At 58.3% G+C, this 14,879-nt stretch carries 10 protein-coding genes; 4 read left to right on the plus strand and 6 right to left on the minus strand.

What is annotated here, in order from left to right:
- Positions 1 to 82: 82 nt before the first annotated feature.
- Genes CKO12_RS03045 through CKO12_RS03060 form a run of 4 tightly spaced genes read right to left on the minus strand, consistent with a single transcriptional unit; the run spans position 83 to position 5,490 of the window.
- The gene (locus tag CKO12_RS03045) at positions 83 to 739 is read right to left on the minus strand and encodes a hypothetical protein (RefSeq protein ID WP_200153263.1); all 657 of its coding nucleotides are present in this window, start codon (positions 737 to 739) and stop codon (positions 83 to 85) included.
- Positions 740 to 770: 31 nt separating this feature from the next.
- Positions 771 to 2,291 (minus strand): hypothetical protein, encoded by a 1,521-nt coding sequence (locus CKO12_RS03050; RefSeq protein ID WP_200153264.1) that lies wholly within the window; start codon positions 2,289 to 2,291, stop codon positions 771 to 773.
- A gap of 36 nt (positions 2,292 to 2,327) precedes the next feature.
- Complete coding sequence (locus tag CKO12_RS03055; protein ID WP_200153265.1) at positions 2,328 to 3,695, minus strand: GH1 family beta-glucosidase; 1,368 nt, start codon at positions 3,693 to 3,695, stop codon at positions 2,328 to 2,330.
- Positions 3,670 to 5,490 carry an ABC transporter ATP-binding protein/permease gene (locus CKO12_RS03060; RefSeq protein WP_200153306.1) on the minus strand — a complete coding sequence of 607 codons (1,821 nt, stop codon included), beginning with the start codon at positions 5,488 to 5,490 and terminating at the stop codon, positions 3,670 to 3,672. Before CKO12_RS03060 ends, CKO12_RS03055 begins: the two co-directional genes overlap by 26 nt.
- A gap of 395 nt (positions 5,491 to 5,885) precedes the next feature.
- Between CKO12_RS03060 and CKO12_RS03065 the strand changes: the two genes are divergently transcribed.
- The 4 genes from CKO12_RS03065 to CKO12_RS03080 all read left to right on the plus strand — a co-directional run bounded on the left by CKO12_RS03065 (position 5,886) and on the right by CKO12_RS03080 (position 10,288).
- Positions 5,886 to 6,347, plus strand: a complete 462-nt coding sequence (locus CKO12_RS03065; protein ID WP_420826823.1) for a sulfur globule family protein — start codon at positions 5,886 to 5,888, stop codon at positions 6,345 to 6,347.
- Between the two features lie 204 nt (positions 6,348 to 6,551).
- A complete protein-coding gene (locus tag CKO12_RS03070; RefSeq protein WP_200153267.1) occupies positions 6,552 to 7,331 on the plus strand; it encodes a hypothetical protein in 780 nt (259 codons plus the stop codon).
- A 57-nt stretch (positions 7,332 to 7,388) separates the two neighbouring features.
- Positions 7,389 to 9,587, plus strand: coding sequence for a sodium-translocating pyrophosphatase (locus tag CKO12_RS03075; RefSeq protein ID WP_200153268.1), 2,199 nt, complete (start codon positions 7,389 to 7,391; stop codon positions 9,585 to 9,587).
- Between the two features lie 116 nt (positions 9,588 to 9,703).
- Positions 9,704 to 10,288 (plus strand): histidine phosphatase family protein, encoded by a 585-nt coding sequence (locus CKO12_RS03080; protein WP_200153269.1) that lies wholly within the window; start codon positions 9,704 to 9,706, stop codon positions 10,286 to 10,288.
- Positions 10,289 to 10,294: 6 nt separating this feature from the next.
- Here the strand turns inward: CKO12_RS03080 and CKO12_RS03085 are convergent, their stop codons facing one another.
- Both CKO12_RS03085 and CKO12_RS03095 read right to left on the minus strand, forming a co-directional pair.
- Positions 10,295 to 13,582, minus strand: a complete 3,288-nt coding sequence (locus CKO12_RS03085; RefSeq protein WP_338032684.1) for an efflux RND transporter permease subunit — start codon at positions 13,580 to 13,582, stop codon at positions 10,295 to 10,297.
- On the minus strand, positions 13,579 to 14,772 hold the full coding sequence (locus tag CKO12_RS03095; protein WP_200153270.1) for an efflux RND transporter periplasmic adaptor subunit: 1,194 nt from the start codon (positions 14,770 to 14,772) through the stop codon (positions 13,579 to 13,581). The genes CKO12_RS03085 and CKO12_RS03095 overlap by 4 nt, the downstream gene beginning before the upstream one ends.
- Between the last annotated feature and the right edge of the window lie 107 nt (positions 14,773 to 14,879).

The following is a 14,879-nucleotide window of genomic DNA, read 5'->3' on the forward strand; positions in this document are numbered from 1 at the left end:
GCCCATTCAGCCCCGCCTTCAGCGGCGGGGTTTTTTGGTTTAATCCAACATTTTGAACCCTGTTTAGCGAATGCGCTGCGGTTTACGATTTTGCAGCGCGTAAATAAATGCGCAGCTCCTGCCGCTCAAGATTGAAAATTTTAAACAGGATTCTGAGATAATCGCGGAAGTGATTGGCTGCCGCATTAACCTCAACATAAATGCCCAGTGGCAACGCACTTGCGCTGCGTAAATCTTGCGGGCTACGACTAAAACTGACGTTGCCCCGTCGTGTCTTAAATTTAGGGTGGTCAGGCAGCGTTGCAAATAACTCAGGATCACGTTGTGCGAGATAACGACAAATAAACTCAAACAAGCGTCGCCAAGTTTTGAGTTTATTTTGCGCTAGGGAGCCGATCTCAACCCCATAAGGGCGCTTAAATGTCCACTCGTCATCAAGGCTAATCGTTTGGTACTGCTTTAAGTCGTTAATGACTTGCGAACTATTCGGGATAATCATGGGATCGATTGCCGAAAGTGTGTCGCTTGCAGTGAACTGCTGCACTAAAATTGATAAATCTTCTGCTAAACGATCAAACGCTGCGACTTTGGCGTTATATTCTTTTTTGAAGGCGAAACCTTGTTCCAACGCTTCGGAATCGTTGTGGTCAATACTCAACCAAACAACATCAGATAACGATAACAAGTCCTCACGAACTTGCTCTAAATTTTCCAAAATGTTCCGAATTTGATTACTCATAAAATAACTCCCGTATTTACATTAAACGCGCTCATTCTGGCGGTATTTGTTCTTCATCCAAAGTGTCACCACGTTTTGCTTTCGTCGCCTGTTCTGGCTCACCACGCCGATCAGTTTTAACACCCGACGACGGCGGAGCAGATTCAGTGCGCTGCTGTTGATGCGCCGTCCGCTGCGCTTGTTGTGCCTCAGTCCGCTGGCGTTGCTGTTCCTGCATTTGCCGCTGCCGCTCCATCGCACCATCTGGCTCCGGCTCACCACGCCGATCAGTTCTGACACCCAACGACGGCGGAGCAGATTCAGTGCGCTGCTGTTGATGCGCCGTCCGCTGCGCTTGTTGTGCCTCAGTCCGCTGGCGTTGCTGTTCCTGCATTTGCCGCTGCCGCTCCATCGCACCTTCTGGCTCCGGCTCACCACGCCGATCAGTTCTGACACCCAACGACGACGGAGCAGATTCAGTGCGCTGCTGTTGCTGCGCCGTCCGCTGCGCTTGTTGCACCTCAGTCCGCTGGCGTTGCTGTTCCTGCATTTGCCGCTGCCGCTCCATCGCACTATCTGGCTCCGGCTCACCACGTCGGTCAGTTCTGACACCCAACGACGGCGGAGCAGATTCAGTGCGCTGCCGCTGCCCAATCGCTCCATTCAATTCTGGCTCACCACGGCGGTCGGTTCTGACGCTTGGCTCTGGCATTTCAGAATCAACGCGCTGGCGCTGCTGCGGAAACGGTGAACGCGATCTCGAATTAACCGCCACCTGTTCTGACGGCAGTGCCGCTGGTATTTCGCGCTGCGATTCTTGAGCTGGGCGCGACGCATCACGCCGATTGCGATACCAAGGCGCGGGCGCTTGATCTGGTGATTGCGGCGTTGCTGCGACCGGTGACTGCGTATCAGCCGGGCGATTGTCATCGCGCCGATTTTGATCACGGTCACGATTGCGATACCAAGGCGCGGGCGCTTGATCTGGTGATTGCGGCGTTGCTGCGACCGGTGACTGCGTATCAACCGGGCGGTTGTCATCGCGCCGATTTTGATCACGGTCACGATTGCGATACCAAGGCGCGGGCGCTTGATCTGGTGATTGTGGCATTGCTGCGACCGGTGACTGCGTATCAGCCGGGCGATTGTCGCCAAAGCGACTGCGGTCGCGGTACCAAGGTTTGCTGTCATCACGACGCGGGCGATCATCGCGCCGATTGTTGTCACGGGGACGGTCATTGCGCCGATCATCGCCGCGCCACTGCTGCGGACGGTCAGGACGATGTTGGCGATACCAATCACGATATGCCGGTTTATAACTGCGCCAATGCGAGATATAACGCGCCCGCGCATGATGCGGCACCCAATGGCGCATCCCGCCGCGCAAGTAATACGGAATGCCATCATCGGCGTAGTACACGACGAAGCCGTCATACAGCAGCGGGCGATATTCCACCGCCACCGGTGCCTCGTAATCGACCCGCAGCGCCGGTTCAGTGATGGTCATCAAACAGCCCGGCGTAGTCAGCGCCAGCGCCGTCAGGCACGGCAGCAATAACAGTTTTGGCAACACGGCAGCATCTCCATTAAATAAAATATAAACAAGCAGTTATATCCCACCGCGCCGAATTACATCGCGGTACACGCTGGCGCTGCGTTTAGGCGTCCGCACCAACGTCAGCGGATCGACCTGCACCAAGCCAAACCGCTGCGCGTAACCATGCGCCCACTCAAAGTTATCCAGCAACGACCACGCAAAATAACCGCGTAAATCAACACCCTGCGCCAGCGCCAGCGCCGCAGCGTGGAGATGCGAGCGCAGATAATCCACCCGCTGCGCATCGTCAATCACACCGTGCGCAGCGGGCGGATCAGCAAAAGCTGCGCCGTTTTCAGTGATATAGAGCGGGAGAGCGCCGTAACGCTCGCGCAGCCACAGCAACGTTGCCGTCAAGCCTGCCGGATACACCTCCCAACCCATCGTCGTGATTGGCACCTCGGCTGCCGGACTGACGCGCCGAGCGCCGAGCGGTCGCACCGTCGGCTCCGCCTGCACCAGCCCGCGTGAGTAGTAATTCACGCCAATAAAATCAGTAGTTGGAGAGCTTTCGCCCCCCTTTGAAAAAGGGGGGTTGGGGGGATTTGAGATTGGCGTGAATTCTTCCGGCCACGCCGCCCCGAAAATCTCCGCCATTTCTGGCGGATAACTGCCCAGCAGCAGCAGATCAAGAAACCAGCGATTGATAAACGCATCGCGTCGCTGCGCCGCCATCTGATCGGCGAGCGCGGCGCTGGCGGGATGTTGCGGCTCTAAATTGACAGCGATCCCGATCTGGTGGCGACCGCTGGCGCGATACGCAGCGACGGCGGCGAGATGCGCCAGCAACAGATGATGTGCCACTCGCGGCGCAGCATCGAGATCGCGCAGCCCGGGCGCTAACTCGCCGTCCACATGCCCCGGAATCGTCACCACCCACGGCTCGTTGATCGTCACCCACAGCGGCACCCGATCATCCAAAGCGTGAAACAGCACCTGCGCGTAATCGGCAAACCACGCTGGACTGTCGGGATTGCGCCAGCCGCCGCGATCCTGCAACGCAGCGGGCAAATCCCAGTGATACAGCGTCAGCATGGGCGTGATCCCGCGCTCCACCAGCGCATCCACCAGCCGCCGATAAAAATCCAAACCGCGCTGATTCACTGCGCCCCGTCCGTCTGGCAGCACGCGCCCCCACGCCACGCTGAAGCGATATGCCGTCATGCCCAATTCTGCCAGCAGCGCCACATCTTCTGCCCAACGCCGGTAATGCCCGCAAGCGCGGTCGCCGGTATCGCCGTTGGCGACGCGCCCCGGCGTGTGGGCGAAACGGTGCCAGATACTCGCGCCAGCACCATCTGCGAGCGGATCGCCTTCGATTTGATATGCCGAGGTCGCCGCCCCCCACAAAAAATTAGCCGGAAAGTGGTAACTGCTCATCGCGGTCTCCTGCTGTTTCGCCTACAAAATCGCCACTGCGTCGCGCCGGAGCAGCCACCACCGCCGGGCGCTGCGCGACGCGCCGATCCGCTGGCGGTCGCACCTGCCAACTGCCATCGTCGGCAATCGTCAACAAGCGGTCGTAAAAACGCGGATCGTCGCCAACATCGCCGAGCGTGAGATAGGTGATGTCGCGCAGCCGCAACAGATTGAGCAATTCGCCCACTGCGCACTCGCTGAGGCTGCGGCTGGGATGGTCTAAAAAGACGAATTGCGGCGCTGCCAGCAGCACTCGCGCAAATGCCAACCGCTGCTGTTCACTCAGCGACAGCAGATCGCTCCAGTTTTGTTCGACATCGAGACCGCCGGCTTTCACCAGCGCGTGCTGCAAATTGAGCGCAGCGAGGCTGGCGCAGATTTGCCAATCGGGGACGCCCTTTTCTTGTCCGGTGCGCAGCAGCACTTCGCGCAAGGTGCCGGGTGGTAAATACGGGCGTTCGGGCAGGAAAAATATCTCATCGTGACCGGGGTGCAGAATCCGTCCCGTGCCTTGATTCCACAGATCGGCGGTGGCACGAAATAACGCTTTTTCGGTGGATTCGCTGGTGGCGCGTACCAGCAAACACACGCCGGCGGTGATCGACACGCTGAGGTTTTGCACCAGCGGGCGGCCGTCGCGGGGCGAATACAGCGTCAAGTCTTCAAAGGCGATGCTGCCGCCAGCGGGGTTGAATTCGACGCTGGGCGCTTGCGCGGGACGCGGTTCGTGCATGGCATCGCGCAGCGCGTTGAGGCGAGCGACGACGGCGGTATAGGCGGAGATGGATTGGAATTGGGTGATGATGAGTGAGAACGCGCCGAGCAGATGGGCGAAGGCGACGGCGGATTGGGTGATGACGCCGAAATCGGCTTGTCCCCGAATGAACAGCGGCGCGACGAGCAGCGCGGGGATGATTTGAATCAAATAGTTATAGCCGGTGGTGAAAAAGCCGAGATTGCGGTTGATTTGAATGATGTGCTGGAAGTTGTCGGTGAGATCGTTGAGGCGGTCGCGGAGTCGCGCTTTCAAGCGTCCTTCGCGCCGCAGCAGGGCGACGGATTCGGCGTTTTCGCGCACATGCACGAGGCGGGAGCGGAAATTGGCTTCGCGGTCGAGCTGGTCATAATTGAGTTTGACCAGCGGTTTGCCGAGATAAATCGCCAGCAGCGAGCCGAGAATGGCGTAGGCGACGGCGACGAGAAACAGGAGCGGGCTGATGCTCCACAGCACGCCGGAAAAGGCGATCACGGTGAAGGTGGCGTTGAGGAACATCAGCGTAAACGAGAGCGTGGTGGCGGTGAGGGCGCGGATGTCTTCGGCGATGCGCTGGTCGGGATTGCTCAGGTTGTCGCTGGTGTGAAGGCGAAAATAGGTGCGGTCGGTGAGATAGCGATCAATTGCCTGTTGGGTCAGCCATTTGCGCCACAACAAGCCCAGTCGCTCTTCGGCGTAGCGATAGAGCACGGCGACGACGGTGGCGATGCCCATCACGCCGATATACAGCAGGGCATAACCGACAAATCCGTCCATATTTTGATGTTCAATCGCGGTCATAAAATCGCGGTTGACGTAGCTGTTGAGCACATTTAAGCCATTGATCGAAAACATAAACACGATCAAAAGAATAAAGAGCCATCGCGCCATCCCGCCGACGTTGGAGCGGTTGAGATCGCGCAGCATTTGAAAGAAACGGTGCCAGATGTCCGGTGTGATCGGTACGCCCAGCGTTTTTAACAGTGACCAAACAGTTGGCATGGGTGGCAGCATCGGCGTGAAATGATAAAAATCGCTGTTAAAACAAGCAGCTCATGGCTGAGTGCGTTGGTTCATTAGACGGAAATAATTGCAAGTATAGGCCAGCGCCGCGTGCCTTCTCAGCGTCGCATCGACGCGGATTAAAGAATACCCTTAATTGCTGATTGATTGATGCGGCATTAGTGCAATTTTTATTAAAGTTTTGATTGAATACAGACACTTAAACCGTTGCGTGGTTTATTCGGCTAAAGTCTTGATCTCGGTGCAATTTAGGCGATTGCACGGCTGCGAAATAAACGCTTATACTCGACTCGCCGCGTAACGGCAGCAACTCACGAGATTCATCGTGATTGTCAACAGTTTCTAAATAGAGAGCGATTTTAATGATGAAAGCGATGAAGATTGTTGGTCTGGCGGCAGTAATCGGTTTATCTACCGTCTCGTTGACGGCGCAGGCATGGTGGGGTGGCAACAACGGCTATGGCAATAATGGCTATGGCAATAACGGCAACGGCATGATGGACAGCATGGGCGACATGTTTGGTGACGGCACCGGCAACGGTGATTTCAACATGAGCATGGGCGGCAGCGGACGCAGCAGTGGTCGTGGCTACGGTCGTGGCGATGGGCGCGGCTATGGCTACGGCGACGGTCGTGGTTATGGCAACGATGGCTACGGCTATGGCGCACCTTATGGTTATGGCGCTCCTTACGGCGGTGGTTACGGGGTGCCAGGTTATGGCGCAGCGCCTTACGGTGCTGCTCCTTATGGCGGTGCAATGCCTTATCCCGCACCTTATGGGATGCCTCCGCAGATGCCAGCTCCGGCACAACCGCAGTCGGCTCCAGCACGTTAAGCAGTTGTTTTAAGCGGCATTCCGCTCGTGAATGCCGACTGCGCCAAGGATGGCGCGATGTTCCCGCCGCTCGCACCATCCCCCGCCAGATCGTTAGATGCACCCCGCCCCAGTTGCGCGGATAATCGCCGCCGAGATTGAACCTTTTCCCGCAATCTCGCGTCCGTGTCACGGGCGCTTTTCAGGTGATTTCAGAGGTTTCTTATGGCCGACAAGCATCTTTACCTGTCTTTAATTCCGCAGGCGCTCATTGCGTCGATGTTGACCCCCGAAGAATTCGGCAGCTATTACGCGGTGGGTACCAAGGTACACATTCAAGGCGAAGCGATGTTTTTCGAGGTCGATCCCAGCTTCCGCTCGGACGATTTTCCGTTTCATCTCATTGATGAACGCTGCGTCGCCAAGCCCGATGGCACTCCGAAAAATTCGGTGTATCTGTCGATTTACCGCGTGTTATCGCGGATTCCGATCTCCGCGCTCGGCAATCTGTATCTCGTCACCAGCGACGGCAAAACGCTGGCGCTGGAACGGGCAGACTATCAGCCCGATCCCGCCGCACATCTCCATCTCTATCAAGAGTTTTGCCCGATCACGCCGATGGTGGCCAGCAGTTTGGAACCGCATGAGTTTTCCAACTTCATCACCAATCCCGCCAATCCCGTTCACGTTCCGCGCCTCGTGTTTTCACAATTGCAGCTCGGTGAATTAGCCGATGATCCTGAGCAAGGCTCGGCACGCGATTTGCCTTACAACAATCTGGAACACCTGCGCGACGTGCTCGGCGAGCTGAAAAACAATCAGGGCAAACCCAGCAAACTGGTATTAAAACAAGTACATGAGGGCGTGATTTATCGCATGGTGCAGGGCGGGTTTTATATCGGCGATCAACACGATTTTGCGTTTTATCGCTTCCCCGACCGCACCGCGTTGGACAATCAATATCGTGGCTGGTGGCGCTCGGCGCAGGTCACTGGTTTGGCATGAGTGCCGGGTATTCTGCACGCTCTTTTCTGATTCATTTTGAAATAGGTCATTGAGTTTATGAATGAATTTGTCTTTTGGATTGCGCCCATCGCCGCAGTTGCGGCGTTGGTCTACGCATGGCGGTTTTACCAAGAAATGCTGGTGCAGGATCAGGGCACCGCGCTGATGCAAGAAATCGGTGGTCACGTCAGCCGTGGCGCGATGGCGTATCTGTGGCAACAGTACAAAATCATGCTGGTGGTGTTTGGCGCACTCGCAGCGGTTTTTTATGTGCTGGCGTATCACCTCCACGTCCAGAGCACTTGGCTGCCGGTGACGTTTTTATGCGGCGGTTTTTTCTCGGCGCTGGCGGGCTATTTCGGGATGCAAACCGCTACCAAGGCCTCCACCCGCACGGCATCAGCCGCACAAACGTCGCTGCCAGACGCGCTGCGGATTGCATTTCGCAGCGGCGCGGTGATGGGGCTGGTCGTCGTGGGGCTGGGGCTGGGCAACGTCGTGTTTTGGTTCATTCTCGCTAACCTGTTGATTCCGGTAGGTGATCTGGGTGAAACCCATCGCATGGTTTTAATCACGACGACCACGCTGACCTTTGGCATGGGCGCGTCATTGCAAGCGATGTTTGCCCGCGTTGGCGGCGGTATTTTCACCAAGGCGGCGGATGTCGGCGCGGATTTGGTGGGCAAGGTTGAGAGCGGCATTCCGGAGGATGATCCACGCAATCCGGCGGTGATTGCGGACAACGTGGGCGATAACGTCGGCGATGTGGCAGGAATGGGCGCGGATTTATTTGAGTCTTACGTTGGCTCAATTCTGGCTGCCAGCGCGTTGGGCGCAGCGGCGTACATGGGCGATCCGGCGTTGCAAATGAAGGCAGTAGTTGCGCCGATTGTGATTGCGGGGCTGGGGATTTTGTTGTCGATTCTGGGCGTGTATTTGGTCAAAACAGAAGAAGGCGCTAACCAAAAACAACTGCTCGATGCGCTCGGACGCGGGATTAACAGCAGCGCGGCGATGATCGTTGTGGTGTCGCTGATCTTCTTGTTTTTATTGGGAATGCCGAATACGTGGGGCATTTGGGGCGCGGTGATTGCGGGTTTGATCGCCGGCGTCATCATCGGACGCTCAACCGAATATTACACCTCGCCGAGTTACGCCCCGACGCGCCAGATCGCCAGTCAAGCCGAAGGTGGCGCAGCGACGCTGGTGATCGCGGGGATTGGCGTCGGGATGTTGTCAACGGCGATTCCGGTATTGACCGTTGGCGCGGGCACCTTGCTGGCGTTTTTGTTTGCCTCCGGGTTTGATCCCAACCAGATGAACCAAGGACTGTACGGCGTCGGCATTGCTGCGGTCGGCATGTTGTCCACCTTGGGCATCACGCTGGCGAGCGATGCTTACGGGCCAATTGCCGATAACGCTGGCGGCAATGCGGAGATGAGTGGCTTGGGGCCTGAAGTGCGCGAACGCACCGATGCGCTGGATGCGCTCGGCAACACGACGGCGGCGACCGGCAAAGGGTTTGCGATTGGTTCGGCGGCGCTGACGGCGCTGGCGCTGATTGCGTCCTACGTCGAAGTGATTCGGATGGAGCTGATCAAAATCGGCATCACGACGCTGGAGCTGGGGCATGGTTCGACCATTCCGACCGACACGGCGACGCTGACTGATTTTATGACCTACTACCACATCAATTTGCTGAATCCGACGGTGTTGGTGGGCATTTTGACTGGCGCGATGGTCGCGTTTGCGTTCAGCGGGTTGACGGTGCAGGCAGTCGGACGGGCGGCGTTATTGATGGTCGAAGAAGTGCGGCGGCAATTCCGCGATGATCCGGGCATTCTCAAGGGCACCTCGCAGCCGGATTATGAACGCTGCGTGGCGATTTCGACCTTGGGAGCGCAGCGCGAGATGGTGATTCCGGCGTTGATTGCGGTGATTGCGCCCGTGTTGACCGGCTTGATTTTAGGCGTGGCGGGCGTGATCGGGCTGCTGGTGGGCGGCATGTCGAGCGGCTTCGTGTTGGCAGTGTTCTTGGCGAATTCCGGTGGCGCGTGGGACAACGCCAAAAAGTACATTGAAGCGGGCAATCACGGCGGTAAAAACTCACGCGCACATCGTGCCGCCGTCATTGGCGATACCGTTGGCGATCCGTTCAAAGATACCTCCGGGCCAAGTCTCAACATTCTCATCAAATTGATGAGCATTGTGGCGATCATCATGGCGGGCGTGACGGTGACTTACAGCCTTTTATAATTGCGTTTGATTGTAATCAATGACGCCGTTGCTTCGGCAGCGGCGTCATTTTTTTTGTGAAAAAAACGCCGTTATGACTGACAACTGAAAACCGAAAACTTTTTCAAGAGCAAGCGATGGATTCTTTTATTGATTTATTGCGTCACGGCGAAACCGCCAGCACCGGCGCGTTTTGCGGCACGAGCGATGTGCCATTAACCGCGCCGGGTTGGGCGCAGATGGTACATGCCACCGCCGTTGCGCCCGCGTGGACAGCATTGCACAGCTCGCCTGCGAGTCGCTGCGCCAGCTTCGCGCAGCATCTGGCAACCCAACTTGAAGTCCCGCTGCACCTCAACGCCGCGTTTGGTGAGCGCGATTTTGGCGCGTGGGAAGGCTTGACCGCTGCCGAGCTGCCGCCAGAACTGCTGGCGCAGTGGTGGCAAGACCCCGTTGGCTTCACTCCGCCAGCGGCTGAAACCGTCGCCGCATTTCGCGCCCGTGTCGCTGCGGCATGGCACGCGCTGGTCGTTGCCAACAGCACCGCCGCCCCGTCGCACCAACTGCTCATCACGCACGGCGGCGTCATCCGCGTGATTCTCGCCGAGGTGCTGCAACAGCCGAATGTGACGCTGTGGCAAATCGAGGTGCCACCCGCCACGCTCACCCGCTTGCGGCTGGCAGCCGGTGGGCAACCGAGTTTGGTGTTTCATCGGAATTAACTGCTCTCATTTATTCTGCCACCACCGCGCCAGCCGATAATGAATACTTTCATGGAATGACAGCAGCGCGGGCGTAAATAACAAGACCAGAATTGTAGAAAATCCCACTCCAAACGCTAATGATACTGCCATTGGAATTAAAAACTGCGCCTGCAAACTGGTTTCAAAAATCAGCGGCCCCAATCCCACCACCGTCGTCGCTGATGTTAATAACATCGCTCGCAGCCGCGAGGTTGCCGCTTCAATTAACGCTGTTTCAACTTCCATACCTTCATCGCGCAATTCGTGATACATGCTCACCAGAATGATCGCGTTATTCACCACAATTCCCGATAAGCCGAATAAACCGAATAACGACAGCAGCGTTAAATCCAATCCCAATAGCCAATGTCCGCCAATTGCGCCAATTAAACCTAACGGAATGGCGGTCATTACCACCAGCGGCCAACCCCAGCTCGAAAAGACCGCCGCTAAAATCACATAAATCAGCGCCAGCCCCAGCCACAATCCCAGCCGCATCTCGCCCAATGTCTCGCGTTGATCGGCGGCGCGACCTTCAAAGCTGTATTCCAAACCGTAATCCGCCACCAGCTTCGGCAGCAGCTCGCGCTCCAGCGCCTCGCGCACATTGTCTGGCGTACTCAGCGCCCGATTGACGTCCGCCGAGACTTCAACTGCCAGCCGTCCGTCAGCGTGGCGCAGCGCCTCAAAACCGCGTCGCGTCTCCCACTGCGCCACCGTCGGCAAGGGCACAAAGCTGCCGTCCGCGACGCGAATCAGTAACTGCTCCAGCACATCCAACCGTGTGCGCTCGGCACGCGGCAGCAGCACCCGCACTTCCAATTCATCCTGTCCGACCTGCACCAGTTGCGCTAAATAGCCGTCGAATGCAGCGCGGAGTTGTCGCCCCAGCATTTCGGTGGTCAGTCCGAGCGCCTGTCCAGCGGGAGTGAGCCGATAAATCAACTGCTCGCGCCCAAACGGCATGTCATCCAGCATGTCGGACACGCCCGGCAGCGTTTCCAAACTCTGTGCCAGCGCCAGCGCCGCTGCCTTCAATTGCCCAGCATCGTCGCCGGTCATGCGCAGGGTTAAATCGCGTCCGGGCGGACCAGCGCGGCGCGATGAAATCACCAGATTTTCCAATCCTGCCGGCAACCTGAGCTTGTCGCGCCACAGCGCCAAAAACTGCTCATTGCGCACCGTGCGCCGCTCGGTCGGCACCAATTGCACCATCAACGATGCCAATTGATCGCCCGCTGCGCCGTCGCCCTTTTCTACCGAGACCGTGCCACCAAGCCGCGCCGTTGCTGCATCAACCAAGTTACCGCCCAACTCGCGCTCGGCGTCGTGCAGCGCCTGTTCCATTTCCGCTAAAAATGCGGCGGTGTGCTGGCGCGGGGTGCCAGCAACGAAGGTCGCGTTAGCAAAGACGATTTGCGCTTCTGGAGTCGGGAAAAAGACAAATTGAATGCGTCCGCCTGCCAGCAATCCCACTGCCAACAGCATCAGAACGACGACGAAGCTGACGGTGACGCCGCGCCAGTGCAGGGCGGTTGTGACCAACGGGCGATAAATGCCGTCGCGGAAATGGTCAAACGCAGCGTCAACGCGCAGCCGCCAGCGCGGGATTTTGGCTTCCGCGTGATGCTCAAAAGCGACGCGCAGATGCGCGGGCATGATGAGGAAGACCTCCACCAGCGACGCCATGAGCACCATGATTGCCACAAATGGAATGTCGCCGAGGATGTTGCCCATCACGCCGCCAATCAGCATCAGCGGCAGAAAGGCGGCGACGGTGGTCAGGGCAGAGGCGAAAATCGGCCAAAACATGCGCCGTGCTCCGGCGACGGCGGCAGCGGCTGGCGCTAATCCGGCACGAAAGCGCGACTCGGCATATTCGCCAATCACAATCGCGTCATCGTCGATCACGCCCAAAGTCAGCAGCAGCCCAAACAGACTGATCATGTTGATGGTGCCGCCGAATAACCACAGCAGCGCCAGTGCGGCGAGATACGCAGTCGGAATACCCATCGCCACCCAAAAGGCAACGCGCCCGGGTAAAAAGATGAACAGCAGCAGCATCACCAGCGTGAAGCCCTGTAAACCGTTGTCGGTCAACAAGTTGACGCGATCTCGAATCTGTTCCCACTGGGCATCAAAGATCGTGAGCGTGATGCTGGGTGGCAAGGTGGGGCGCGTTTCTGTGAGCCACTGTTCAAACAGTTTCGCTGCCGTCAACGAATTACCGTTTTCAGCCCGCTGCACGAAAATCTCCACCGTCGCCGCAATCCCCCCCGACCCCCCTTTTTCAAAGGGGGGAGATGATGCGGTGGCTGTTTCAACGGGGGGATTTGAGACCGCAGAAAGCCCCCCTTTGGAAAAGGACACATCAAGCCCCCCTTTGGAAAAGGGGGGTTGGGGGGATTGGTCAATAGGCGGTTGGGCGGATTCATCACTCGGCGCGTGCGGCGACGTTGCCAACGCTCGCAATTCCAAACTTGCTGGACGCGCCTCGCGCACAATCACCGCCACATCGCCCAGCCGCACCATGCCCCGCGTATCGCTCACAATCGCCAAATCTTCAAAGGCTTGCGGATCGCGGCGCTGCTCCAAACTGCGCAATTCTCGCGCTCCATCGGCATCGCCTGCCGTGCCCGACGGAATATCTCGCGCCAGCCGCGCCACCTGTTCGCCAATGCCATCCATCGACAGCCCCAGCGTTTCCAGCGTCCGCCCCGGCACTTCAATGGCGATGCGCTCCGTCGGCAGCCCGCTGATGTCAATCCGATCAATGCCCCGCGCCAGCAGCTCACGCTCAAACTGCCGCACCCAAGGACGCAATTCCGCCACGCTCGACCCGGACACCAGCACCCGCGCCACCGATTCATAGCGCGAGATGCGACTGATTTGCGGCGTTTCCGCATCTTTCGGGAAGTTGCGAAACTCGCTGACCCGCTGCCGCACCTGATCGAGCGCAAGCAACGAATCGGTGCCTTCTTCCAATTCCAGCATCAGGCTGGCGACGCCCTGCGCGGCAGTCGCATTGAGCTTTTTTAAGCCGTCAACGGTTTTGAGCCGCTCCTCCAGCGGAATCAAAATCCCGTTTTCCACATCCTCGGCTGCCGCCCCGCTCCACACCACCCGCACGGAAATCACATCCAGCGCAAAGCTCGGAAAATACTGGACATTCATCCGCAGCAGCGCCAGCCCGCCGACCACAAAAATCATGCCCATCAATAAGTTAGCGAGCAAGCGATGCCGAGCAAAGATGGCAATCAGTCCGTGTTTCACTGGATTGACTCCACTTTGAGACCATCAATCGCGTTGGGCAGATGCGTCGTCATCACCGCCGTGCCAGCGGTCAGTTCAGCGGCACGAATCAACATCAAGCTGCCCGCATCCTCAAAGCCCCCCTTTGAATGTGCCAGCTCGCCGATCCGCTCCACGCTGACGCGCCGCAATCGTCCATCCGTCACCACAAAAATATGATCACCGCCATGCAGCGCCGCAAACGGCAGCGCGATGGTATTGGCGACAGCGGGGCGCTCCAATTGCAGCGTCACGAAAGCGCCCAGCGGCACCTCCGCCGTCGCGTTGAGCCGCAGCAGCGCCTCCACGCCGCGAGCGTCAGCTTCACCAGCGAGCCGTTCCAACACTGCCGTCAGCGATTGACCGGAGTAGGTGCCGCTGGCAGTCAAACGTTCACCACCATCAAGCGCCTGCCGCAGCGCCGCGCTGTATGCGCCGGGAATGGTGGTGCGCAGATACAGCCCGTTCTGCGGAAATAAGGTCAAAATCGTTTGATTGGGCTGCAATTGATCGCCGGCAGCCGCTTCCACCACGCCGATTCGCGCCGCAAAAGGAGCGCGAATTTCACCGCGCTCGGCATCGCGCTGCGCCTCCGCCAAGGTCGCAGTCAGCGTCGCCAGCCGCGCTGGATGTTCGGCAAGCGACTGCTCGCGCAACGTGACGGTCAGCCGCGCCCGCGCCAATTGCTGCCGCGCTTCATCGACGCTGGAGACTGATGCCAATTGTTTGGCTTGCACCGTGTCAGCGCGATTCACCGCCACTTCCGCCAACCGCAGCAGTTCCCGCTCCTGCACCAGCGCCTCACGGTCGTGCGTCAGGCGCAATTGTTCCTTGTCCACCTCGGCCTGCGCTTTGGCGAGACGCGGTTGCAAATCACGCGGATCAAGTCGCGCCAGCACTGCGCCAGCGCGTACCCGTTCGCCATCGCGCACCCGCACTTCCGCCAAACGTCCAGCGACGGGAGCGGCAGCGCGAATACGATCTGGCGCTTCGACGCGTCCAAACAGCGTTAGCACGGGGTGCTGGGTGGCGGGCGTGACGGTGGTGACGGCAACGCGCCAGATGCGTTCTTGCGCCGCGACTGGTGGCGGCTTGGGGCGCGTGGTTTTGAGCAGATAAAAACCGCCAACGCCGGCGATCAGGATGAGAACAGGGAGGAGACGACGCAGCATGTTGATTTCAAAAAGTCTGAGGTGACGGCGGAGGTGGTCATCGTGGGGTTAGATGCAATTGTGGGCAAATTGTGGCACGGCAAGCGGGAGACGGCTTTGGTTTATAC

Origin of the sequence: Chromatium okenii (genome assembly GCF_016583745.1) — a bacterium.
In the GTDB taxonomy this organism is placed as follows: domain Bacteria; phylum Pseudomonadota; class Gammaproteobacteria; order Chromatiales; family Chromatiaceae; genus Chromatium; species Chromatium okenii.